This window comes from Sphingomonas sp. ID0503 (genome assembly GCF_048565625.1).
In the GTDB taxonomy this organism is placed as follows: Bacteria; Pseudomonadota; Alphaproteobacteria; order Sphingomonadales; family Sphingomonadaceae; genus JBLZUR01.
In genome coordinates, this window is sequence record NZ_JBLZUR010000002.1 from 1,958,920 (window position 1) to 1,982,172 (window position 23,253).

Annotated in this window: 22 protein-coding genes; 12 read left to right on the forward strand and 10 right to left on the reverse strand. The window is 60.8% G+C overall.

Going from position 1 to position 23,253, the window contains the following annotated elements:
* Positions 1-145 precede the first annotated feature (145 nt).
* On the forward strand, positions 146-892 hold the full coding sequence (locus tag ACM608_RS10520; protein ID WP_419685171.1) for an SDR family NAD(P)-dependent oxidoreductase: 747 nt from the start codon (positions 146-148) through the stop codon (positions 890-892).
* Positions 893-933: 41 nt separating this feature from the next.
* A complete protein-coding gene (locus ACM608_RS10525) occupies positions 934-2,136 on the forward strand; it encodes an LLM class flavin-dependent oxidoreductase (protein ID WP_419683176.1) in 1,203 nt (400 codons plus the stop codon).
* 103 nt (positions 2,137-2,239) lie between these two features.
* On the opposite strand, the gene ACM608_RS10530 is transcribed toward ACM608_RS10525, so the two are convergent.
* From ACM608_RS10530 to ACM608_RS10550, 5 genes are all read right to left on the reverse strand, one after another.
* The gene (locus ACM608_RS10530) at positions 2,240-2,935 is read right to left on the reverse strand and encodes a TetR/AcrR family transcriptional regulator (RefSeq protein WP_419683177.1); all 696 of its coding nucleotides are present in this window, start codon (positions 2,933-2,935) and stop codon (positions 2,240-2,242) included.
* Positions 2,936-3,108: 173 nt separating this feature from the next.
* Entirely contained in the window at positions 3,109-3,876 is a 768-nt protein-coding gene (locus ACM608_RS10535) for a cyclase family protein (RefSeq protein ID WP_419683178.1), read from the reverse strand.
* 3 nt (positions 3,877-3,879) lie between these two features.
* Positions 3,880-4,818 (reverse strand): 3-keto-5-aminohexanoate cleavage protein, encoded by a 939-nt coding sequence (locus ACM608_RS10540; RefSeq protein WP_419685173.1) that lies wholly within the window; start codon positions 4,816-4,818, stop codon positions 3,880-3,882.
* A gap of 68 nt (positions 4,819-4,886) precedes the next feature.
* Entirely contained in the window at positions 4,887-5,687 is an 801-nt protein-coding gene (locus ACM608_RS10545) for an SDR family NAD(P)-dependent oxidoreductase (RefSeq protein WP_419683179.1), read from the reverse strand.
* A complete protein-coding gene (locus tag ACM608_RS10550; protein WP_419683180.1) occupies positions 5,684-6,598 on the reverse strand; it encodes an alpha/beta hydrolase in 915 nt (304 codons plus the stop codon). The genes ACM608_RS10545 and ACM608_RS10550 overlap by 4 nt, the downstream gene beginning before the upstream one ends.
* A gap of 227 nt (positions 6,599-6,825) precedes the next feature.
* Between ACM608_RS10550 and ACM608_RS10555 the strand changes: the two genes are divergently transcribed.
* The 6 genes from ACM608_RS10555 to ACM608_RS10580 all read left to right on the forward strand — a co-directional run bounded on the left by ACM608_RS10555 (position 6,826) and on the right by ACM608_RS10580 (position 14,454).
* A complete protein-coding gene (locus ACM608_RS10555; protein ID WP_419683181.1) occupies positions 6,826-7,920 on the forward strand; it encodes an LLM class flavin-dependent oxidoreductase in 1,095 nt (364 codons plus the stop codon).
* 45 nt (positions 7,921-7,965) lie between these two features.
* Complete coding sequence (locus ACM608_RS10560) at positions 7,966-9,027, forward strand: zinc-binding dehydrogenase (RefSeq protein WP_419683182.1); 1,062 nt, start codon at positions 7,966-7,968, stop codon at positions 9,025-9,027.
* Positions 9,024-9,953: an alpha/beta hydrolase gene (locus ACM608_RS10565; RefSeq protein WP_419683183.1), complete on the forward strand. Its 930-nt coding sequence runs from the start codon at positions 9,024-9,026 to the stop codon at positions 9,951-9,953. Before ACM608_RS10560 ends, ACM608_RS10565 begins: the two co-directional genes overlap by 4 nt.
* 154 nt (positions 9,954-10,107) lie before the next feature.
* On the forward strand, positions 10,108-12,066 hold the full coding sequence (locus ACM608_RS10570; RefSeq protein ID WP_419683184.1) for a flavin-containing monooxygenase: 1,959 nt from the start codon (positions 10,108-10,110) through the stop codon (positions 12,064-12,066).
* A gap of 138 nt (positions 12,067-12,204) precedes the next feature.
* On the forward strand, positions 12,205-13,287 hold the full coding sequence (locus ACM608_RS10575) for a 3,4-dihydroxy-2-butanone-4-phosphate synthase (RefSeq protein WP_419683185.1): 1,083 nt from the start codon (positions 12,205-12,207) through the stop codon (positions 13,285-13,287).
* Between the two features lie 117 nt (positions 13,288-13,404).
* Positions 13,405-14,454: an aldo/keto reductase gene (locus ACM608_RS10580; protein WP_419683186.1), complete on the forward strand. Its 1,050-nt coding sequence runs from the start codon at positions 13,405-13,407 to the stop codon at positions 14,452-14,454.
* Positions 14,455-14,474: 20 nt separating this feature from the next.
* Here ACM608_RS10580 and ACM608_RS10585 read toward each other — a convergent pair whose 3' ends face one another.
* A complete protein-coding gene (locus ACM608_RS10585) occupies positions 14,475-15,989 on the reverse strand; it encodes an AMP-binding protein (protein WP_419683187.1) in 1,515 nt (504 codons plus the stop codon).
* A 490-nt stretch (positions 15,990-16,479) separates the two neighbouring features.
* Between ACM608_RS10585 and ACM608_RS10590 the strand changes: the two genes are divergently transcribed.
* From ACM608_RS10590 to ACM608_RS10605, 4 genes are all read left to right on the forward strand, one after another.
* Complete coding sequence (locus ACM608_RS10590) at positions 16,480-17,262, forward strand: crotonase/enoyl-CoA hydratase family protein (RefSeq protein WP_419683188.1); 783 nt, start codon at positions 16,480-16,482, stop codon at positions 17,260-17,262.
* The gene (locus ACM608_RS10595; RefSeq protein ID WP_419683189.1) at positions 17,259-18,101 is read left to right on the forward strand and encodes a 3-hydroxyacyl-CoA dehydrogenase family protein; all 843 of its coding nucleotides are present in this window, start codon (positions 17,259-17,261) and stop codon (positions 18,099-18,101) included. Before ACM608_RS10590 ends, ACM608_RS10595 begins: the two co-directional genes overlap by 4 nt.
* Positions 18,102-18,119: 18 nt before the next feature.
* Positions 18,120-19,298 carry an acyl-CoA dehydrogenase family protein gene (locus ACM608_RS10600; RefSeq protein ID WP_419683190.1) on the forward strand — a complete coding sequence of 393 codons (1,179 nt, stop codon included), beginning with the start codon at positions 18,120-18,122 and terminating at the stop codon, positions 19,296-19,298.
* 276 nt (positions 19,299-19,574) lie between these two features.
* The gene (locus ACM608_RS10605) at positions 19,575-20,135 is read left to right on the forward strand and encodes a hypothetical protein (protein ID WP_419683191.1); all 561 of its coding nucleotides are present in this window, start codon (positions 19,575-19,577) and stop codon (positions 20,133-20,135) included.
* Positions 20,136-20,842: 707 nt separating this feature from the next.
* Here ACM608_RS10605 and ACM608_RS10610 read toward each other — a convergent pair.
* The 4 genes from ACM608_RS10610 to ACM608_RS10625 form a co-directional block, all read right to left on the reverse strand.
* The gene (locus ACM608_RS10610; protein WP_419683192.1) at positions 20,843-21,106 is read right to left on the reverse strand and encodes a hypothetical protein; all 264 of its coding nucleotides are present in this window, start codon (positions 21,104-21,106) and stop codon (positions 20,843-20,845) included.
* A gap of 136 nt (positions 21,107-21,242) precedes the next feature.
* On the reverse strand, positions 21,243-21,755 hold the full coding sequence (locus tag ACM608_RS10615) for an antitoxin Xre/MbcA/ParS toxin-binding domain-containing protein (protein WP_419683193.1): 513 nt from the start codon (positions 21,753-21,755) through the stop codon (positions 21,243-21,245).
* On the reverse strand, positions 21,745-22,380 hold the full coding sequence (locus ACM608_RS10620; protein ID WP_419683194.1) for a hypothetical protein: 636 nt from the start codon (positions 22,378-22,380) through the stop codon (positions 21,745-21,747). Before ACM608_RS10620 ends, ACM608_RS10615 begins: the two co-directional genes overlap by 11 nt.
* On the reverse strand, positions 22,371-22,889 hold the full coding sequence (locus ACM608_RS10625; protein WP_419683195.1) for a hypothetical protein: 519 nt from the start codon (positions 22,887-22,889) through the stop codon (positions 22,371-22,373). The genes ACM608_RS10620 and ACM608_RS10625 overlap by 10 nt, the downstream gene beginning before the upstream one ends.
* Positions 22,890-23,253 lie beyond the last annotated feature (364 nt).

A 23,253-nucleotide genomic window follows, 5' to 3' on the forward strand; every position in this document is an offset into this window, starting at 1 on the left:
ATCACGTGTTTCGTACATCAGTCCGGTGGCCTGACACCCTTCCCGCAGGCCACCGCCCTGAGCAATGTTCGACTTGGTTGGGAGCCACCATCAGCAGGTCTGGTTGATCCCGAACGGCTGCCGACACATGGCAGGAGGCTGTTTCATGAAGAGGCTTGAGCACAAAGTCGCGATCATCACCGGTGCGGCGCGCGGCATGGGAGAAAGTCATGCACGTCTCTTCGTATCCGAAGGGGCGAAGGTGGTTCTCACCGACTTGGATGCCGTCGCCGGCGAGGCGCTGGCCGACGAACTCGGTGAAGGTGCCCTGTTCACACTTCACGACGTCGCCGATCCGGACGCCTGGGGGCCGGTAGTCGATCTCGCGATTTCCCGGTTCGGGGGAGTGGACATCCTCGTCAACAATGCCGGGATTTTGGGACCGATCGCGCCCCTCGTCGATCTTGCGATACCCGACTATCTGCGGGTTTGCGCGGTCAATCAGCACGCACAGTTCTTTGGCATGAAGGCGGTGGTGCCGGCGATGCTGGAACGTGGCGGCGGATCCATCGTCAACATCTCGTCCATCGCGGGGCTGGTGGCGAATTACGGGGCGCCGAGCGTTGCCTATGTGTCGAGCAAGTTCGCGGTTCGCGGGCTGACCAAGGCCGCAGCCATGGAATACGGCGGCCGGAACATACGCGTTAATTCGGTTCATCCTGGCTTCATTCGTACCCCGATGATGACAGAGGGTACGGACGACACGGGTGGTGACGCGCTGTCGCTCATCCCCCTCGCCCGCATCGGCGAACCCGACGAGGTATCAAAGCTGGTTCTGTTTCTTGCCTCGGACGAGGCGTCCTACATCACCGGAGCGGAGCACGTTATCGACGCGGGCATGACCACGCATTGATCGAGAGCGGTTACGTTTAACGACAGACCCAGGAGTATCAGATGCCTTCCAAGTTGCGCTATGGTGCGTTCATCGGCCCTCATCACCCTATGAACGAAAACCCGACCCTCTGCTTGCAACGAGATCTCGAGCTTGCCGAGCACCTCGAATATCTCGGCTATGACGAAATCTGGTATGGTGAACATCACTCTGCGGGTTGGGAGACGATTGCCAGCCCGGAGGTGATGATTGCAGCCGCAGCGGAGCGCACGAAGCGGATCAAGCTCGGCTCTGCGGTAAGCTCCGTGCCGTACCATCACCCCTTGATGCTTGCAGAACGCTACAGCCAACTCGATCACATGACGCGTGGGCGCACCATGCTGGGCATGGGACCGGGTTCCCTCGCCTCCGACGCCGAGATGATGGGGATCCCCGTCGCACGCCAACGGGATATGATGGACGAGGCTATTGACGTCATCACGCGCCTTATGCGCGGTGAGACAGTCACCCACCGGACCGACTGGTTTGAGCTGAACAACGCGCGTATTCACCTGACGCCCTATTCGCGGCCGAGCATCGACATGATCGCCGCAAGTACCGTGTCGCCGACGGGATCGCGGGCGGCCGGCCGGAACGGTATCGGGATGCTGTCTTTTGGCGCAACATCGTCGGCGGCGTTCGACGCGCTCTCCTCTAACTGGGCGATCTGCGAAGAGATCGCGCGCGACAACGGGAAGACCGTGGATCGGTCCAACTGGCGGCTGGTTGCGCCCATGCACATCGCCGAGACGCGCGAGCAGGCACGTCACGATGTCCGTTTCGGCATCGAAGGCTGGGCGGACTATCTGCGCAATGTAGCCGCACTGCCGATCGTGCCCGGCGGCGGCGACGTGGTCGACGCGATGCTCGACTCGCACATGGCGGTGATCGGCACGCCGGACGACGCTATCGCTCAGATACAGCGTCTGAAGAAGCAGTCCGGCGGCTTTGGAACGCTCTTGCTCTTCGGAACGAACTGGGCAGACTGGCCGCAAACCAAGCGATCGTACGAGATGATTGCGCGCTACGTCATGCCAAAGATCGACGAAGCGCCGGATAATCGTATCATTTCGGAAGCAGAATGCCGTGCGGCGCGGCCGGAACTCGCCGGAAAGATTGGTGCCGCTATCCAGGACCGGATTCAGCGACACATCGCAGAGAAGGGAGAAAGCAACATCGCGCCGGAACTCATCGCCGCTCTACCCCCGAAAGCAGACGAAAGCTGACGCTTACGTCGGCCTACGCACCCGCCGGGCTTAGGCGCTGATCGTTTCCACTGCAGCCCTGTTTCATCTTGAAGGGATGCAGCCTTTCAACATATTTGGTCCTTCAGTAAGGCGACTCCAAGCCGGACAGGACCATCTCGGCGTAGGTTTTTCCGATCTCCTCCGCTGAGATGTCGCTCCGACTCGGCCGAAACCACCGGTTTGTCCAGCCGATGACGCCGAAGATACCGTAGGCGACAACCTTGGCGGAGCCGATCCTCCGAAAACTGCCGTCGGCGAAACCTTCCTCGATGACGGTGATCAGGGCGTCCGTGGTGCGCTGGTTCATGGCGCGCATCTCCGCCGACCACGCGGATCGCGCGTCACTCACATGTGAGAGGTTTTCTCGGATGTAGATGTAGAACAGAGGGTAGTGTTCGCCATACGACGTCATCAGCGCAGTGATCATGTCACGCATTTTGCGGCGGGGATGAAGCTTGCTTCGCGATATCTTCAGGACAAGCTCAAGATTACGTTCGACAACGGCACGAACAACCTCGTCAAACAGCTCTTCCTTGCTGCTGACATAGTGATACAGAGTAGACCTGTCGGTCTTCATCTCCTTCGCCAAAGCGGAGATGCTGGCCTTTTGGAAGCCAAGACGGTCGAAGACCCTGACGGCTGCCTCCGCTATTTCCCGACGCCGAGCAGCATAGGCGACGGGATCCGCCTCCGCCGCTGCACGACGTTTTTCGATGACGCTTTCATGGCGGGACGATGCCTCGCTCGGCGGAAGGCTGGTCGGCTTATCGTTCGGCACCACGTGTCCACATGTTCGCTGATCCTTGGAAGCTCGATCGACTTCCATATCCCGACACCAACCACAGTGGAACCATCAACGCGCGAACAGAAATAGCTTACGATCAGAAGAAGCGGATACGAGCGATGGCCGTGCCCCTCGGGTCTGCCGCCCTCCCCCACGCCCAGGCATCGTCAGTCCAGGATAGCGACAGCCCTTGTCCATCCCGCCGACGCACCCTTGATCTTCACCGGGAAGCACACGACGCGAAAACCCGTCGACGGCAGGCTCTCCAGATTGTGCAGCTTTTCGAGATGACAGTAGCCGATCTCTCGCCCAGCCTTGTGCCCCTCCCAGATCAGGTCGGCGTCGTTGCTCTCAGCGAAACGGCCAGCCGTGACCGTGAACGGCACGTCCCAACTCCAAGCATCGGTGCCCGTAACGCGAATCCCGCGGTTCAACAGGTAAAGAGTGGCTTCCCGGCCCATGCCACAGCCCGAACTCACGTAATTGTCCTGCCCGTACCGGGCACCGGCGGCCGTGTTGACGATCACGATGTCGAGCGGCTGCAGTTCGTGGCCGATCCGCGCCAGCTCTTCGGCAACATCCTGTGCCGTGACGATGTAACCATCAGAGAACCTGCGGAAGTCGAGCTTGACGCCCGGCCGGAAGCACCAGTCGAGCGGAACCTGATCGATCGTGATCGCCGGCGTACCCTGGTCCATGGTCGAAGCGAAGTGCCAAGGAGCGTCGAGATGGGTGCCGTTGTGAGTATTGAGCGTGATGTGCTCGATCGCCCATGCTTCTCCGTCCGGCATCGACTGCTTGTCGAGTCCTGGAAAAAATTGCTGCAGGGCCGGCATCGACTGCTGGTGATTCACATACTCGATGTGCGGCGTGTAGCCCGGAGGATCGGACCTGACATCGTTTTCAATCGGGATGGAGAGGTCGATGATGTTCATGGCTCAAATCTCCGTACGATCGGCGCCCTTCAGTGCCAAGATGGCCCGAGCCTCCTCCGCCGAGGCGGGTTCACGGCCGAGTTCACGAACGATGCGGACGATCTTCTCCACCTGCTGTGCGTTCGAGTCGGCGAGAACGCCGCGCTTGATGAAAAGACTGTCTTCAAGGCCGACGCGGACATGGCCTCCAAGCAGAGCGGCTTGCGTGACGAACGGCATCTGATGCCGGCCTGCCGCGAGAACCGACCATTGAAAGTTCTCAGGACCGAACAGGCGATCAGCCACGCCCTTCATCAACACCATGTTTTCGAGATCGGCACCGATGCCGCCGAGAATGCCGAAGATCATCTGCACGAAGAAAGGGGGCTTGACGAGGCCGCGATCGATGAAATGGGCGAGGTTGTAGAGATGGCCGACGTCATAGCACTCGTGCTCAAATCGGGTGCCATGATCCGCGAGGCTCTCAAGGATATAGCGAATGTCTCGGAACGTGTTCTTGAAGATATAGTCATCGGAATTGATAACGTAGTCGCGCTCCCACCCATACTTCCACTCTTCGACATGACGTCCGGCATCGAAGAAGGCGAAGTTGATGGAGCCCATGTTAAGAGAGCACATTTCCGGTCGGAACCGCATCGCGGCGAGCAGCCGTTCCGCGACCGGCATGGTCGCCGATCCGCCGGTGGTTAGGTTCAAGACTGCGCCGGTCCGCTGCTTCAGGGCTGGCAGGAAACCGTTGTAGATATCCGGATCGCCGGTTGGTGCTCCAGTCTCCGGAATGCGGGCGTGAAGGTGCAGGATGGCCGCACCCGCGGCGGCGGCGGCGGCGCCTTGGTCAACCATCTCCGCCGCGGTGACCGGCAGTGCCGGCGACATGGACGGCGTGTGCGCGCCACCGGTCAGGGCACAGGTGATAATCACCTTGTTCGCGTTGGTACTCATTCTTCTGGCCTCCTCCGGAGAGCGTGCCTTAGACAGGCATTGGACAAGTGCCCGGCATCGGGTTGGGCTCAATTCCCCGCTTCCAGCATCTCGTCGCGTGAAGGCGACGCCAAGGTCGTGTCTCCTGCCGTCATCCCGCCATCGACGGTGATCACCTGACCCGTCACATAGGCCGCCTCGTCGGAGAGAAGAAAGGCGATCACATTGGCGACATCCCGCGGCACCCCGAACCGGCGCATCGGCGTGCGATCGAGAACAGCCTTGGAAAAGCGCGGAATGCGGAACGCGATACGTGTCATCTCGGTTTCGATATAACCGGGATTCACAGCGTTCACGCGCACGCCTTGCTCCGCCAGCTCCGTGGCGACCGCGCGCGTGAACATGCCGATCCCACCCTTTGAAGCGGCGTATGGTGAGAGATTTGGCGCGGCGAATTGTCCCATGACCGAGCCGATGTTCACGATTCCGCCGCGCTGACCGGCCAGCTGCCGAACGAAGTGCTGCGTCATCAGCATCGTCCCCGTCAGGTTGGTGTCGATCACCTTGCGCCAGGCATCCAGCTCCAGATCGACGAAGGCAGAGCGGATCGTGATCCCGGCCGAATTGACCAACCCGGTCACCATTATGCCCCGGCTGTCCAGATCAGCGAACAACTTGTCGCAGGCGCCCGTACTACAGACATCGAGGTAGACGCCTTCGGCGCTACCGCCCGCCGCAACCGCCTTTCCGGCCGTGACATCGGCAGTCGCCGGGTTATGGTCCGCGACGATAACGTGAGCGCCCCGTTCGGCGAGGACCTCGACTACGCCGGCGCCGATTCCCGAGCCGCCACCTGTCACGATGACCACATGTTCCGCCAGGCTCTTCACTGCAGGCGTTCCCCCGTGTGATCGCGCACGAACTGCCCGATCTCGGCGAGCGCCTCACGCGCCTCCGGAAGCCTGTCGGCATAGACCGGATAGATATGGACCATCTTCGCGCCGACGTGAAAACGCGCGTCGACCCCCGACCGCAACGCAGCCTCGACACATAACTTACCGTCGTCGCGGAAAACCTCGATCTCGCCGGCGATGACCAGCACCGGCGGCAACCCCGTCCAGTTCCCGAACAGGGGCGACAACGTGGGGGCGGTTCGGTCACGATCGCCGCAATACGTGATGGCCATCGACTCGAGCAGCTCGGTCGTGACAAGCGGATCAAGCGCTGCATTGCTGGTCCGGGATTCTCCCGACGCGGTAAAATCCGCTAATGGCGAAATGGCCAGGGCGCAGCCCGGCAGAGGAAGGCCGGCCTCGCGCACCTGCTGCAACGCAATTAAAGCAAGCCCGCCGCCCGCGCTGTCGCCTGACAAGGCGAGCTTGGCCGGATCGGATCCACGATTTAGAAGCCAGCGATAGACGGTCAGTGCATCCTCAACTGCGGCAGGATGCGCATTCTCGGGAGCGAGCCGATAGTCGACGAGCAACACTCGAGCACCAGTTGCCGCCGAAAGAAGACCGCCAAACGACTTGTAAGATGCCGCCGATCCCAACAGATACCCGCCCGAGTGGAAATGCACGACAACACGACTGTTGTCCACTGACGCGCCGTCTGCCCAGATGCAGGACACCCCGTCCGCATCCGCATCCTCAAACCGCGTTCCCTCCGGGATCGGAAACTGCGCCAACCATTCCTCGAAGATGCGACGAAAGTCATCATATGTGTAATTCGGATCAGCAAGCCAGCTGGCCAGCAGATCTCGATTCATTTCAATCAGTTCATCATGGGTAATGTCTGCCATCGCACTCTCCCGTGCCACTTCGGCGAGGCCTCTTACAGAGCCGTTCTAAACCTTTTCGAGGCCGCCTTTTTCAGCCAATATGCTGGTATCAGCCGTGGACAGCAGAGGCAAGCCCGTCGCAACACCATTGTTGTTGACTTCCTCAAGGCGCGCCCGTAGCTTTGCAGAATGAAAATGGAAATGCGTTCGGGGACAATGGTGTCCGGACGGGGAGATGGAGACAGAATATGCAAATCGGCCACCTGAACGTTATGCAGAACTGGCATAAGGATCTGGACGATTACCAGATGTACCAGGGTGAAATCGATCTGGCGGTGGCCGCCGATGAGCGTGGCTTCGATTCGCTATGGTGCGTCGAGCATCACTTCGAAGATTATGGGCTCTGCCCCGACAACATCCAGTACTTATCCTACTTGGCGACGAAGACGAAGCGTGCGAAGCTTGTGCCCGGCGCGGTAATCCTTCCATGGAACGATCCGCTGCGCATCGCCGAAAAGATGGCGATGCTGGAGTACTTTGCTCCGGGGCGGGTTGGTCTCGGCATCGGCCGCGGCCTCGCCCGGCGCGAATATGTCGGCATGCGGATCCCGATGGAGGAGGCGCGCGGACGCTTCGATGAAGCCGCCCGCCTCGTTCTGAAGGCGCTCGAAACCGGCTACATGGAGAGCGACACCGCCCTCTTCAAACAACCGCGGGTCGAGATCCGGCCGCGGCCGCTCAAGAGCTATTATGACGACCTGAACTGCGTTGCCATGTCCAACGACTCCGCGCTGGCCGCTGCGGAGATCGGCGGCAGCATGATGACTTTCATTCAGTTCGCATTCTCGCGGCACCTGCCGATGATCAACCTGTACCGTGATCGCTTCCGTGAGGTGCATGGGCGTGAAGCGCCGCCGTGCACCCTCACCGATGTGACCGTCATCCACGAGGACGAGGAGGAGGCTCGCCGCCTCGCCTACGAACACATCGGCAACCACTACATGGCGGTGACCGACCATTATGAGTTCGCAGGCGATCACTTCAAAGGCATTCGCGGCTACGAATCCTATCAAACGGGTGCGGACCTGATCAAGTCGGCTGGTCTCGAGGAATCGCAGCGGACCTATATTGAGGCGCAGAACTACGGTACGCCGAAGCAGGTGATTGAGAAGTATCGCGAGCGTCTCGAACTCGTCGGAGAATTCAATGCCATGCTCGTGCTGTCGTTCGGCGGCATCTCCTTCGAAAACGCCCAGAACAGTCTTCGCGTATTCGCCGACAAAGTCATGCCGGAACTTCGCAAGATGCACACCAACACGCGGCAGGCGTCGCAGGCCGCCTGATTGTCGGTTTCCGGGCGGCGACTGCTTCGTCGTCTGGACCTTGCATTGAACGACCGGCCGCTCGTACGCGACGCGGCCGGCAACGATGGGTTCGATGGCGTGGCCGAAGCAATAGAAATCAGGATTGCGCACCTCCCGGCGGGGCACGTCCGGGGCAGCGACTTTCAGCAGGTGGCCGCGCGCCTTGCCGACCCAGGCCCGACCGAGGTCTTGGTACGGAATGAATGGATGTCGCTCGATCCTTACATGCGGCTGGGTTTGACGGGACAAGACGGCTACGTCTCGCCTCTGCAACCTGGCGATATCCTCGGCGGTCCCGCCATCGGGTTGATCGAGGCGTCGTCGGATGCAGGCTATCCGATCGGAACGCGCGTTTTGAATCAGCTGGGCTGGCGTTCTCGTTTCGTCGCCACGCCCGCCGAGGCGGGTTTGGTCCGCATCGACGATGAAGATGTGCCACTTGAATGGCATCTCGGCCTGCTCGGTCTGACGGGTGTAACGGCGTGGATCGGCATAGAGCGCGTCGTGCAACCTGCGGCGGGGGAGACGATCTTCATATCCGGCGCGGCCGGCGCGGTTGGCTCGCTCGCATGTCAATTGGCCAAGTTGCGGGGCGCACGCGTGTTGGGATCTGCGGGAACCGCAGAGAAGATGACCTGGCTTTTGGAAGAAATCGGCGTCGATGCAGCCTTCAACCATCGGGAAGGTGGGCTGGAGACGTTCCTGGATGAACATGCGCCGGCCGGCGTCGATTGCTACTTCGACAACGTCGGAGGCCCGATGCTCGAAACCTTCCTTGGCAGGACCAGGCGCGGCGGACGTATTGGGCTGTGTGGAGCGATGTCGCAGTACGAAGGATCGGATTACCGTGTCGGTCCCGCCAACTTCTTCGCGGTGATCGAGAAGGAGTTGAAGCTTGAGGGGTTTAATGCATTTCTCCTGACGGGAGAGGAGTGGGCGTCCGCACAGGCCTCGCTCAAGCGCCTTGCTCAAGCCGGCGATATCCGACCTTGCCACGCTGTGGTCGGGGGAATTGAGAAGGTGCCGGAGGCTTTCGCACAACTGTTCGAGAGCGGGCACCGTGGAAAGTTGATCGTACAGATATGAGCCGCGCGGCGGAAGTTGATCCTTCGCTTCGGACGCTGCTGAGCTACGATCGCGCACAGATCAGGGCACCAGCGTCGTGGAACGACGTGACGAAGTTTCGCGCTTTCCTGGACGCTCCACTGCTGGCGATCAAAGGGAATCCGGTCTCTAAGGTCCATGATCTTACCATTCGGGGGTCAGACGGAGATGTTCCGCTTAGACTGTACTATCCGGAACGGTCCTGCGAGGGTACACCCGCGACCGTCTTCATGCACGGTGGTGGTTTCGTAGCGGGATCGCTCGACACGCATGATGCGCTGTGTCGCGCGCTCTGCCGCGCAAGCGGGTCGGTCGTCGTGGCTGTGCAATATCGCCTCGCACCGGAACATCCGTGCCCTGCGGCGTTGGAGGACTGTATGTCCGCCCTTCACTGGATCATGGCGCATGGCGGCGAAGAGCACCTCCGTACCGATCTGGTCAGTCTCTGCGGAGACAGCGCGGGCGGCTACCTCGCCCTGCGGATGGGCGCTGTCGTGAGGGATACCGGACTGCCGGTGCGGGTGGGCCATATCGGCCTGCTCTATCCTGTCGTGGACCCCGGTTGCGATACGTCGTCGATGCACGCTCTGGCCGAGGGTTTCGTACTCACGCGAGGTGCAATGAAATGGTTCTGGCGGGCATTTGCCGGCGAGCGAGAGCAGACAGCCGAATTGTCCCTGCTGAACCTCGATCTGTCAGGACTGCCGCCGGTATCGATGGTCATAGCTGGGTACGATCCGTTGAAGGATGAAGAAGCGTCACTGGCCGACCGGCTTTCGGATGCGGGTGTCGTGACGTCGACGTTCTTCCACGCCGGAATGATTCACGGCTTCGCGAGCTTGCCGCACATTACTCCGGCAGCGGAAGTCGCGGTAAGTCAGATCAGCGCAGCGATGAGAGCGGGATGATCAACAGCCTGCGATTGACCCCACAACAGGCCTGTTGTACGGTTTTGGTAGAATGTTGACCTAGACCGTCGCAATGAAAAGATCATTGCGGTAAGGATTTCGCCAGTGCGACTGTGGCGTCGTGATGCTAAAATCAAAGTAAGGGCTTCGCAAGATGTTCAGTATTGAGGGATTGGAACAGAATGCGAATTCTGACTGGCTAAGGTCGGCTATTCGCGTTGCTAATGTTCCGACCCTAGCGTGTCTGCTGGTTCAGCTTACGGGCGATATACGTTGGATCGAAGGTCGGTTCGTCCCCGTGCGGACGCGCGGCCTGGATGATAACGAGGATGGCGGCCTTCCTCTGGACGTCCAGGAGGAAATTCGTTCTGCGGCCATCGAGGCAGTCGAGGCATGGCTGGCAGGGAAGCCTCCTGCGCTTGAAGATCCCGATGACGCGCTGCTGTGCCGCATCATGGGCGTCTCGTTGGGAGAAGAGATCCCGCTCGATTACGCCCCCATGATCCGGCAGGAGCTACGTCTGCCGAATCGGAGCGATCCCCTCCCCTCCGTGCAGGTTCCAGACGATTTCCTGGCGATCATCATCGGGGCGGGTATCTCCGGCCTTTGCGCGGCTCTCGAGTTCCGCAAGGCAGGCATTCCTTATATCATCTTGGAAAGGAATGATCGACCTGGAGGCGTGTGGCTGGAAAACCGCTATCCTGGGGCAGCATGCGACGTTCCAAGTCATCTCTATTCCTTTTCCTTCGCCCCTGGCGACTGGTCGCGCTACTTCGCCGGCAGCCGCGAGATACAATCCTATCTCGAAGCCTTTGCTGCGGATCAGGATATCGTCCCGAATATCCGCTTCCGCGAGGAGGTGGTAGAAGCACGCTATCGCGATGATGAAGCCTATTGGGAGGTCGATGCCATATCCGATGGCGTCACACGGACATATCGCGGAAAGATCATCGTGAGTTGCGTCGGCGCGTTCAACAAGCCGCGTCTACCCTCGATCCCGGGAATGGAAACGTTCATGGGGCCGAGCGTCCACACCGCCCGATACCCCGACGAGGGGCTTGCGCTCGCGGGCAAGGACGTCGTCCTGGTCGGCAACGGCGCGAGCGCGATGCAGGTAGCCCCGGCGATTGCGGGCGAGGTCAAATCGCTGACGGTCGTCTTGCGAACGCCGCAATGGGTGGCACCGTTTCCCAAATTCGGCCAGAGCATTCCTGACGATCTGCGTCGATTGCTACGAGAGGTCGAGCCCTATCGTCTATGGTACAGGCTTCGCCTGAGTTGGGCCTTCAACGACAAACAGCATGGGTCGTTGCAGATTGATCCAGATTGGACGTCGCGGACGGATTCCATAAACGCCCTAAACGATGCGCATCGACGAGGTCTGACCGCGTATATGCAGCAGGAACTGGGAGATGCGCAGCATTTGCTGCCTAGCGTGATACCGGATTATCCGCCTTTCGGTAAGCGGATGCTCCTCGATAACGGGTGGTTTCGCACGCTCGCCAAGCCGAACGTCACGTCCGTGAACGGTTCGGTGGTCGAAGTCCGCCCGGTCGGTGTCGTTACGAGCGACGGTGCCGAGCACAAGGCCGACGTTCTTATTTGGGCGACGGGGTTCGACGTGGTGAACTTGCTCGCTCCAATGAACGTACGTGGCCGCGGTGGTCAGATCTTGCATCGAGAGTGGCAGGGGGATGATGCCAGAGCTTATCTCGGCACGGTCGTACCGGGCTTCCCCAATTTCTTCTGTCTCTATGGTCCGAATACTCAGTTTGGCCACGGCGGGAGCTTGATCTCGGTGCTCGAGAGACAGATGCACTATGTCATGTCGCTGTTGCTGCAGATGTTTGATGACGGCATCGCTGTGGTCGACGTTCGCCGCGACGTCTATGAGAACTACAATCAGCGCGTTGATGATGCCCACGCCAAGATGATCTGGTCACGGCCAGATCTGAATGGTTACTACAAGAACTCGAAGGGTCGCATCGTCGTCAACAATCCCTTTCGCATCATCGATGTTTGGAAGATGACGGAACGCGCCAATATCGCGGATTACGAGGTCGTAGAGACAATCGATGCGCAAGACCGAGGCCTGATGACCCACAAGGCGTGACCCCGTGAGTCAGAATGGAGCCAGCTGCCCGGCAAGCAGGCCCGCCTTCCGTGATTCACCATCCCCCACCGTGACATACGGACCGCTATGATGATGGCTTCGCCTGCTCGTTGGAATGCGCCTGATGGAGGGGCAGTGATGATGTCGCGTATCGAGGATGTTATTGCGGATGCGCGCGCCGGTCGCCCATTTGTCTTGATCGACGATGACTTACCGGAGGCAACCGGGCACCTGGTGGTGCCGGCGGAGGCCGCCACTCCCGACGTTATCAACTTCATGGCTAATGATGCGCGGGGCCTGATCTGCCTCGCGCTCGAAGCCGGAGCAGCCGACCAGCTGCAATTGCGGCAGTTGCCGCAGACAGGATCGACACGGCGCCACGCATTCGCCGCTTCGATCGAAGCAAAAGAGGGCGTGACGACCGGCATCTCAGCCTATGATCGCGCCCATACAATAGCGGTAGCGATCGATCCGAACTCCACCGCTAAAGACATCGTATCGCCCGGCCACGTCTTCCCGATCGTGACCCGGAAAGGAGGCGTGTTGGTCAGTCCGGGAAGGGTGGAGGCCGCTGTCGACATAGCAAGAATTGCAGGTGCCAGACCCGCGGCGGTCGTATGCGAGGTGTTGAACGCTCAGGGAGATCTCAGCCACTTGGCGGAACTCGACGCACTTTGCGCGTCACGCGGCATGAAGATCGCCACGGTGGCCGAGTTGATCGCGTACCGCCGCCGGTGGGAGAGGCTGGTGGAGCGGGTGGCCAGCGCGCCGATGTCCAGCCGTTACTGCGGCCAGGTCACGATCCACGTTTATCGCGACAGCGTCGACGGCGGCGAACACGTGGCGATCGTGCGCGGCGAGATAACGCCGGATGCCCGCACGTTGGTCCGTGTGCATCAGGTCGATATCGCCACCGACTTACTTGGCTGGTCTGCCGGCCGGGAAGACTACGTACCCATGGCCCTCACAGCCATGGAGGCTTATGACGGTCCGGCAGTGGCAGTCTTCGTCCATGATCCAAGCCCGACGTCCATCGCGGACAGGATCAACGGCAAGCGTCACGAGTATATGATGAAGCATGCCGTCCGTGATTATGGTCTGGGTGCCCAGATCCTGCTCGACCTCGGCGTCAGAGACATGGTGCTGCTGACTTCCAGCGCCAGGAAGCTCGACGCACTGGAAGGTTTCGGCTTGACGATCGTCCGACATCAGCAAATCTGACGCGCGCCACTGCGTCGCCGTTTCGCTCCGCCAGGAAGGTCCATGGCAATAGCTGACGCTTGGCGGCGGGAGGCGACGTCGCATCAAAGGCTGAGTTCGGATCGGGAGGAGTGATCAATGAAGTACCGCCGCCTCGGCCACTCGGATCTGAACGTCAGCGCGATCTGCCTGGGATCGATGACATGGGGCTCTCAGAACAGTGAAAGCGAGGCCCATGATCAGCTCGACTATGCGACTGATCACGGGGTCAACTTCATCGACACAGCAGAATTGTACCCGGTCACTCCGCCAAGCCGGGAAACTCAAGGCCGGACCGAGGAGATCATCGGTACTTGGCTGCAGGGTCGCAAGCGGCGGGAGACCACCATCCTCGCAAGCAAGGTGGCTGGCCCCGCCTTCGATCCCAAGCGGCCGGTTAGAGGCGGGAACAATCGCCTGGATCGGCGTAATATCGAACAGGCCATCAACGATAGCTTGCGACGGCTAAGGACCGATTATCTCGACCTCTACCAAATTCATTGGCCCGATCGCACCGTCGCGATGTTTGGTGACAGGGCGCGCAACTCCCTCGACGATCACCCCGATACGGTTCCCATCGAGGAAACGCTTTCGGTCCTCGCCGATCTGGTGACGGCCGGTAAGGTGCGCCATGTGGGCGTGTCTAACGAGACGTCGTGGGGCGCGGCCGAATATCTCAGGCTTGCGCGGGATGGCCGGCTGCCGCGTATCGCCTCGATCCAGAACGCCTACAATCTCCTGAATCGGCTATATGAAGGTGGTCTCGCGGAGTTCTCCCTACGCGAAGGCGTCGGTTTGCTTGCATATTCTCCGCTTGCGGCCGGTCACCTTACCGGAAAGTATCTGGGCGGCGTGACGCCCCCCGGATCGCGTTTGGCGGTCACCTGGAACTTCGCGCGTTATGATCGGCCCACGCAGCCGATCGCCACCGCCCAGTATGTGGCGATCGCCCATGCCCACGGTTTGGATGCCGCCACCATGGCGCTCGCCTTCGTCAACCAGCAACCCTTTGTTACCGCGAACATCATCGGAGCGACCACGCCCCAACAACTGGCGGTTGCCATAGCAAGCATCGACGTCACGCTAGACGAGGCGGTCGTCGCAGCTATCGAGGCGGTTCATGCACAACTGCCGGACCCCTGCCCCTGACGAGCCCCGCGCTCGCTTACCTATCCGAGTTCGTGTTTGAGTATCTTCCCCGAAGCGTTCTTCGGCAAAGTCTCCTTGAAAATCACTGAAGTCGGGCACTTGTAGCGGGCGAGCATCGATCGGGTGAACGTTATCAAATCACTGTCGCTTGCTTGAAAGTCTGCACGAAGCACGACAAAGGCACGCGGCGTCTCGCCCCACAATTCATGGGGAACGCCGATGACGGCGACTTCGGCCACCGCAGGATGCGCGCTCATCACGTTTTCGATTTCGACCGGATAGATGTTCTCTCCGCCCGATACGATCATGTCCTTGTATCTGCCGCGAAGGTAAATGTAGCGATCCCCGTCGAACGCGGCAGCATCACCCGTTCTCAGCCAGCCATCCTCACTCAGCGCCTCGCGAGTAGCGCCTTCGCGATTCCAGTACCCGAGCATGACCATGGGGGAGCGGATGCAGAGTTCCCCGGTGACACCCGGTTCAGCATCGGTGCCGGTCGTCGGATCGACTATGCGCGCCTGCGCCCATGCGACAGCCTGCCCGCAGGATGAAAGGCGCTCCGGGTGAGGGCCCGCCGGGTCATGGTCCTTGGGCAGCAGCGTCACGACGGTTCCCGCCGTCTCCGTCATGCCGTAGGCGTGGGCGAAGTCGCAGCCGAGAACGGCCGTGGCGCGCTGAAGCAAGGTGGGACTGATCGGTGCCGCACCGTAAATCACCAGCTCGAGAGACGGCAGTGTCGAGCCGCTTTCCTCGAGATGCTCGACCAAGCGCAGAATGACGGACGGTACGAAGAATGCGTGCGTCACCCGATGGCGGGTCATGACATCCTTCAGGGAGGCCGCATCGGGCTGCGCCAGCAGCACAGTGGTGCCGCCCTGGCTGAGAGCCATCATTCCGTAGCCAATTCCTCCGACATGGAAGAGCGGCATGGCGACGAGATTGACGCTATCTCGTGTGAAACTCCAAGCCTCCCGTGCAGTCCGCCCATTCAGCGCCACGCTCGCCTGACTGAGCATCACCCCCTTGGGTACGCCTGTCGTTCCCGATGTGTAGAGAAGGAGAAGAGGCTTTTCGGGATCAGAGACCGGCAAGTTTCCGGACGCCCGGGCGCCATCGCGCCAAGCTACGAACGGCTCGCCCAAATCTATCGTGTCGGCTACATCGACAACCTCGCCGAGGAGGTGGCGTAAGCTGGGATCTACGATGATGAGCTTGGGCGCGCCGTCAGCGATTATGGCGGCGATCTCGCGCGGCGACAGGCGCCAGTTCAGGGGGTTCATGATGGCGCCCAGCTTGGCACAGGCGAACACCAGCTCGTAGAAAGCGATGCTCGTGTGACCGATGATCGCGACCCTGTCGCCGGGGCCAACGCCGCGCTGCTGGAGCGCGGTGGCCAACCGATGACTTCGGCAATCCATTTCGAAGAAGCTGACCACCTCCTCCCCAAAGATGACGCAAGGCCGATCGGGGTCGTCAACGGCATTCACGCTCAGAAAGTCGAGGAGTGTCGGCGGCGCCATAAGCGTCACGGTCATGGCCTTACCACGTCCCGGAGCAGTTGTCGGCATGCTGCGCCATGAGAGGAACGAAAACCGATCGCCAACCCGGCATCCTCTCGCAAGGCGAGGTGCCACGAAAACTTACCCTGATCCATCTGCCGCCGTCTCCTAACTCTCATTATCTAGGCGCAGCGCCTGCTGCTCAACCTTCACGTTCGTCTAGTTCTCGGTCTGCCGCACGGCAGGACAAACGCCGCCATCGAACACAATGTCATCGTCCGCTCCCACCATGTCGCCTTTTGGATCAAGTGATCAACGCCACCATCCGATCGCCGTTGACGCTTACAACAGGAGTGTTGTAAGCCTTCTTCGGCTAAGAGCAAGGGATGGTCGTTCGGGGCTGATTGTAGAAGGCGTTTGCAGCGGGCCCGGCCGGCGCGCTGCGTTATCCGCCTGAACCTTAAGACAGGCCGCTGCAGAACTGTGCGGCATCATGTCTCAATTGAAAACAAGAGGATGGGGATGAGTGGCTTTGAATGACGAAGGCGAGGCGCCCGTGCTTGTCGACCGCGACGGCGCCGTTCTGATCATCTCGATCAATCGGCCGCATCGACGGAATGCCGTCAACCGCGATGTTTCCGTCGCCATTGCAGCCGCGTTGGACGACCTCGACAGCGATCCGGGTCTCAGCGTCGCGATCATCACCGGAACGGGGGGGCAATTTTCCTCCGGGATGGATCTGAAGGATTTCGTGGCCGGCGCTCGGCCGGAACTTCCCGGACGGGGGTTCGCAGGCGTGACGGAGCGGCCGCCTGTGAAGCCCTTGATTGCCGCGGTCGAAGGCTTTGCGCTGGCCGGCGGGTTCGAGCTGGCGCTGGCATGTGATCTGATCGTGGCGGGGACCGGGGCGCAATTCGGTCTGCCAGAGGTCAGTCGCGGCCTTGTCGCCGGATCCGGTGGGATGGTGCGGCTCGCTCAGCGTATGCCGTTCGGCATAGCGCTCGAGTACGTGCTCACCGGGCAGCGACTTGCTGCGCCGGAAGCCTACCGACTTGGTCTGGTCAATCGGCTGACGGAGGATGGCCAGGCCCTGCAAACGGCGATCGACCTTGCAAAGGTGATCGCCGCCAATGCGCCGCTGTCGGTCGCCATGGCCAAGCGGATCATGAACGAGGCGCGCGACTGGCTGTCCACCGAAGTCTGGGAACGGCAGCGTCCGCTGGCCGAATCCGTCATCGGGTCGGAAGACGCACAGGAAGGCGCGCGTGCCTTCGCAGAGAAAAGAGTTCCCATCTGGAGCGGCCGATGAAAAGGGTTACGGTTATTGGCGGCGGTACGATGGGCATCGGCATCGCTTATGTCGCCGCTCAGGCGGGCGGTGAGGTCACGGTCGTCGAACCAGGCAACGAGCGCGCGGAGGCGATGATGCGCACCGTGGCGGACGCGGCACAGGGTGCGGTCTCCCGAGGCAAGCTCAGTGCGTCCGGAGCCTCGGAGTTGATCGGGCGTATCCGGCGCGTCGCATCCACGTCGGACGTACCGTTGCGCGAAGACGTCATTATCGAGAGCGTTCCTGAGGATAAAGCCCTCAAGCTCAAGGTGCTCACTGCCGCCGCTGCCCGTTCACCGCGCCTCCTGGCCAGCAATACGAGCGCATTGTCGATCGACCGTCTGGCGACGGCAGTCGCCGATCCGACGATCTTCCTTGGGATGCACTTCTTCAATCCTGTCTGGTCCCTCAAGCTCGTCGAAATCGTGCGCGGTGGCGCTACGGCGGAAGCGGCTGTCGATGAAGCGCGCGAGATCGGACGCTGGATGGGAAAGGAAACCCTCGTCGTTCTCGACATACCGGGCTTCGCGACCAGCCGGCTCGATCTTATCGCGTCGCTGGAAGCGATCAGGATGCTGGAAAGCGGCGTTGCGAGCGCCGAAGACATCGATCGCGCGGCGACGTTGGCCTACCGGCACCCCGTTGGTCCATTGCGGCTTAGCGATATCGTCGGCCTCGACGTGCGGCTGGATGTCGCGCGCGCCCTGGAGCGTGCGCATGGCTCTCGATACGCCGCTCCCCCTTTGCTGGAGCGCATGGTCTCCGAGGGACGGTTGGGTCAGAAAAGCGGCCAAGGCTTCTTCAGCTGGCCAAGCTAGAACTAGCGGAGAATGAGAATGTCATCGCAATCGATCTTCCACAACGGACTCGTAGATCAGGCGGATCATCATTCCGATCTGCGCAGGAGCGTCGCGCGCCTGATGTCGCGATTCGGCCGTGGATACTTTCAAGAACTGGTTCGCAAGAACGAACGGCCGGACGAGTTGTGGAGAGAACTCGGTCAGGCCGGGTTTCTCGGGATGCACGCGCCGGAGGAGTTTGGCGGCGGCGGGGTCGGAATGTCCGAATACCAGCTGATGGTCGAGGAGGTGGCGGCACATGGCTGTCCGTTGCTTCAGCTTGTGATCAACTCCATCACCGTGCCGATCATCGCCACATATGGCTCTGATGCCATGAAGCGCGAATGGCTCCCGGCGCTTGCGAGCGGTGAGCGGAAAATCTCATTTGGCATCACGGAGCCGGATGCCGGGACCAATACCCACAACGTTTCCACCACGATAAGGCGGGATGGAGACGGCTGGCTTCTGAAGGGTGCTAAGTACTGGACGTCGGCGATTGACGAGGCGGATGCCGTGCTGGTCGTTGCGCGCGACGCCGATCTGTCGACGCCCGAGCGGTCGGCATTGTCGCTTGTCCTCGTGCCCACTGATTCGGTTGGTCTCAGTTGGAAAGCAATCGACTCCGCCGTCATGGTTCCGGAAAAAACGTTCTTCACGTTCTATGACGACATAAAGCTTCCGGCCGAGGCGTTGATCGGCGAGCCTGGGAAGGGCCTCAAGCAAGTCTTTGTTGGCCTCAATCCAGAGCGCATGGCTGCAGCGGCAATCAATAACGGCATCGCACGCTTCGCTCTCGCTCAGGCCGCTCAGTACGCCGTCGAGCGTAAGGTATGGCAGGTGCCGATCGGGGCGCATCAGGGTGTTTCCCATCCGCTCGCCGATAGCTACGCGGGCGTTCAGGCCGCGCGGCTTATGACGGCGCGTGCCGCCGATCTGTTCGACCGGGGGGAAGATGCGGCGGAAGCTGCAAACATGGCCAAGCTGCTCGCCGCCGACGCTTCGCTCAAGGCGCTTGATCAGGCTATACAGGTCCATGGCGGCAATGGGCTTTCCTATGAGTACGGCTTAGCTGACCTGTGGTTCGTTGCGCGTCTCCACAAAACCGCCCCGGTCAGCCGAGAAATGGTTCTAAACCACATCGCACAGCACAGCCTGGGGCTGCCCAAGAGCTACTGAGCGTTGTCTTTGCCGTTGCAAGACGTACTTTAGGAAAAGTTGGTTGATATGATAGATCGCAACGTTCGGCTTCTCCGGGGATTCGCGGTTGATTTCCTGACGGCGCACAATCCGGAGGCTGCGCGTGTCGTCATGTCGCCCCGGTATTGTCTATCCATTGGGGGCATTGTCCTCGACGGGCGTGAGGAGGCCTATCTTCCCGCTACGGTCGCGCAGCTTGATCAGTTCCCCGGTCTATGCGTCACCGCGCATGATACGGTGATCGGGACGGACGCTGTGGCGCTGCGCTTTACCGAACACGGGGTGAGCGCGAAGAACGGCCGTGTATCGACATGGGGCGGAATAACCCTGTTCCAGATCGCCGATGGGCAGTTGAGAAACGGCTGGGCTGAAGAGGACTATTACGCCCGAAAACGTCAGCTAAAGTCGGGCGTCCCAGACGAGATCCGCCCTCCACATCATGCCCCTTGGGACAAAACCGCAGAAGCTCACGACAGCCAGACCGAGGTCATGGTGCGCGCCTGGCTCGCCGACACAGCGCACCTGCTTGATCTTATTGACGAGATCAGCGCCGAAGGCCCTCGCCTCGCGGAACTGATCAGACCGGAAAAGATCCGGTTGTCCTTCCTGTTCACGGCAGGACATCGCGCGGCTTTTCATGGAGAGATCGAGGGAGTCTATACCGGCGGCTTTTCCGATATAGATCGTACAATGATCTCAACACCGGTCCGTCTCCCGATCGCGGCAATCGTCGACATCGCCGAAGCACAGGTCTATCGCGTCCAGCTGTGCGGTGACCGCCTCGGCCTGCACCGATCTCTGCTCCCCTCGCGCTGAACCTCGTTGATATGAGAAGCCTAAGCGAGTGCGGCTTCAGAGAGCCTCTACCAGCAGTCATATGTAGCTGACGTATTCGCATATCGTCGGCATAGAAGCCACCGGCTGACAGCTTCGACGCAGCGCTTGAGAAGGTTGATATCGAACCCGACCACGCGATCGTTCTCCGAGACACCCCGTACGATGTCGAGGGGCGCTTAAGACTGATATTCCAGCAGTCGGACTGACGTCCGGTCCATTCAGCGCGGCTCAACCGAAGAATGCGGGTGCAGTTGCCGTGTACGCCGATGTCGCCGTACTGCTAGCCAACTTCGAGCTGTCGCCGCTCTCAGCCTGACGAGCGCTGAAAGCCGATCGGGCGGTGCGGAGCGAATCACCATCGCCCATCACGCTGATCTTCATCAACGTACCATCGATCCCTGATTACCCCGACCGCCACCTGGCGGTCGGCACCTCACATTCGACTTGCTTGCCGCCGGTATTCGAGCATTCTAACTTCGCTCCCGTGAAAACCGGGAGCGGAGGCCTGCCGTAGCCCACTTCCGATCGCTACGGCCGCAAGCTTCGCGTGCTGGTGCGAAGCGCGCACTCCCTTGGCGATCGCTGGACTTCAAAAAACATCTTGCTTCCAGGTCCAAGAGACTCTCAGGCGCTCAGTTCGGCTCCCGCCGCTCGCGCAAGTGCTCGCGGCGGGAATCTCTCCAACCTTAGTCTGACGCTTTGCTCACCATGGCCTCGTCGATCACCCGATTGATAAGCGCCCAGACGCTCTGCCGACGATCTTGCTCCTGGATGTGAATCTTCTTATCCATTCCGGAAATGCCAAGTTCGGGCGCTGCTTCCTCAGTGACGTACGCGGTGTAGCGATTTTCGAGAATGTTGAGGCTGGTGTTGGCGATCCTGGCCTCGGCTAGGGTTCGGGCTTCTTCCTCCTTGCCAAAGGGCCAGAGCTGAACGGTGACCACGATCATCGTGTCGTCTCCCGCGGCTGTCCTTCGCCGTCTGAGTTGGTGATCATCATTTCCTCCATCTGCTACTGATCACGCAGCAGCCATTTTCTCGTCATCGGTCAGTCGGCCGTCCGGGGCTGACCAGTCTCGGTGCGCTTCAGCCCCAGACCTCGCTGCGTAGATAGTCCCGCACCTTGCGCACTCCGTCCTGCTCCTCGAGCATAAGTGCCAGCGCAGATCGCCCGGCGGTTAAGGACGCGCTATTTGGCTTGCGGAACCAGGCGCATGCTCGCTCCACGTCCGACAGCAGCGTGGCAGCGAGCGTGACACTCTCCATGAGGACGATGACCCGCTCGACCGGCGCGAGCGGCCATTGTGTGATCGGCACCTCGCGAAGAGCGTCGAGGGTCGATCCAGAGTCTAGCCCGAACAGGCGCTGCGTTTTGCCATCGTCCAGAGCGAGACCATGCCGGATGCTCTCGGCCGCGATCACGAGCATTTCCGCAAGCTCTGAAGCCGTAATGCCGGCATCCACCTCGCGCGCCTGACGCAAGATGAAGCCGATTGCGATGGCGCGATCGCCGCTGGTGAAAGCCTCATCCCGGGTCGCATCCTGCGCTTGCGCCAACCACGCGTCGAAGCGAGCGAGGATCGAAGCCTCATCCTGCATAACCGGCTCCCTCGCGATGAGCCGACCACTCAGCGTCGATGAGCTTGCGGCCCTCGGCGGGGTTGATGAGCTGCTTCACGAAGGTCGAGAAGCCGACCGCGGAGCCGATCCTCCGAACCGGGATAACGAGGTGCGCGTGAGCGCCATTCGCGCCCCAGGAGCGGGCGGGCACATGCAGGATCACGACGCCAGCGACCTCGAGCTTGCGGGTGAGCGTGAAAGCGAAGCCGCGCGACAGCTCCCACGCCTCATGCAGGTGCATTCGCACTGCCGAGTCTTCGATCTCCGGAAAGCGTAAGGTCACGACCGCTGCGAGGTGCTGGATCTTTTCCCGTGCTTTCAAATGATACGCCTGTGACAGCACCTGCGGATCACCAAAGCCGTCGCAAGCCTCGCGGGGCAGGATAACATCCCACTCCTCGCAGGTTGGGTTCTGCCATGGGAGCCCCGGCCCCGGCCGCTCGGTCGGAAAAAGGCGCCGAACGAGGACATCACTGAGCGTGCGTCTCGGTTCGTCACCGTTCGCGGCTTCGACCACGCCATAGGAGAGGTTTGGATTGGTGCCAGAGATTGGCGCGTAGTCCAGACCGGCTGGAATCTTCATCTGAGCCGCCATCAGCGCCACGCCTCCATGGCTGCATTGCGGATCCGCTTCGCGGCCTGGCAGACGCCGTGATTCCGCTCATCCCAGCTGACGAAATCAGGCACGACCTCGATGTGGATGCCGTCGGCGGCCAGCCGCAGATAGGGTCCGTTCTCGGGCGGGACGAGCCAAAGCTCTCCATACCTGGTCTCGCACAGGATGTAGTCGCAAACGGAGGTGACGCCGTTATTGTACCAATAAGCCACGTCCCAGAGGACCGGGCTCAGCGCCTCTGGATAGAAGCCATGGCGCGACAGGATGACGTCGGCGCGCGTGTCCTCAGCAACGCGCGTCATGGCGGGCTGAAAGACTGGCACCATCATCGGCGTGCCGCCGATGATGAGCCGCGGCTTGTCGAGATAGATCGAGCCGGCGGGCAGGCCGGCGGTGATCGGTGAGCCTGCCGACTGCTCGGTTGCACCGAGGATCAGGCTGATCATGGCGTGCGTCGACGACGCAACATAAGTGTCGGCTGTTACAAGAGTGTTCATTTCGAGGAGGTCCTCAGCGGGTGTCAAACGACCTTCTGGTCGCTCGGAGCCTCCTTCCGATTTCATTCACTTCCAGAAGCTCGCAGCTTCGTCTTCAACCTTCATCTTACTGGACGGTCGTCACTCGCGACGGTCTCGGTCCAGCTTCACGTCCGGCGCGCCTGAACCAGTACCCGCGTCGGTTAGCCCAGCTAGGCGCTTAAAGAAGCCTATTTTGGGACTTTCCTGACCGGCAGCTATCGCGAGCCTCGAAGAGGATAGCTGCCAATTGGCACTTCGGGGCGGGATCGTAACCAGCCATCGTGCAACCGATCGTAGCAGATCGTGAAGATCCTGAGGTCGACTCTCAGTGCGATCTTGACGC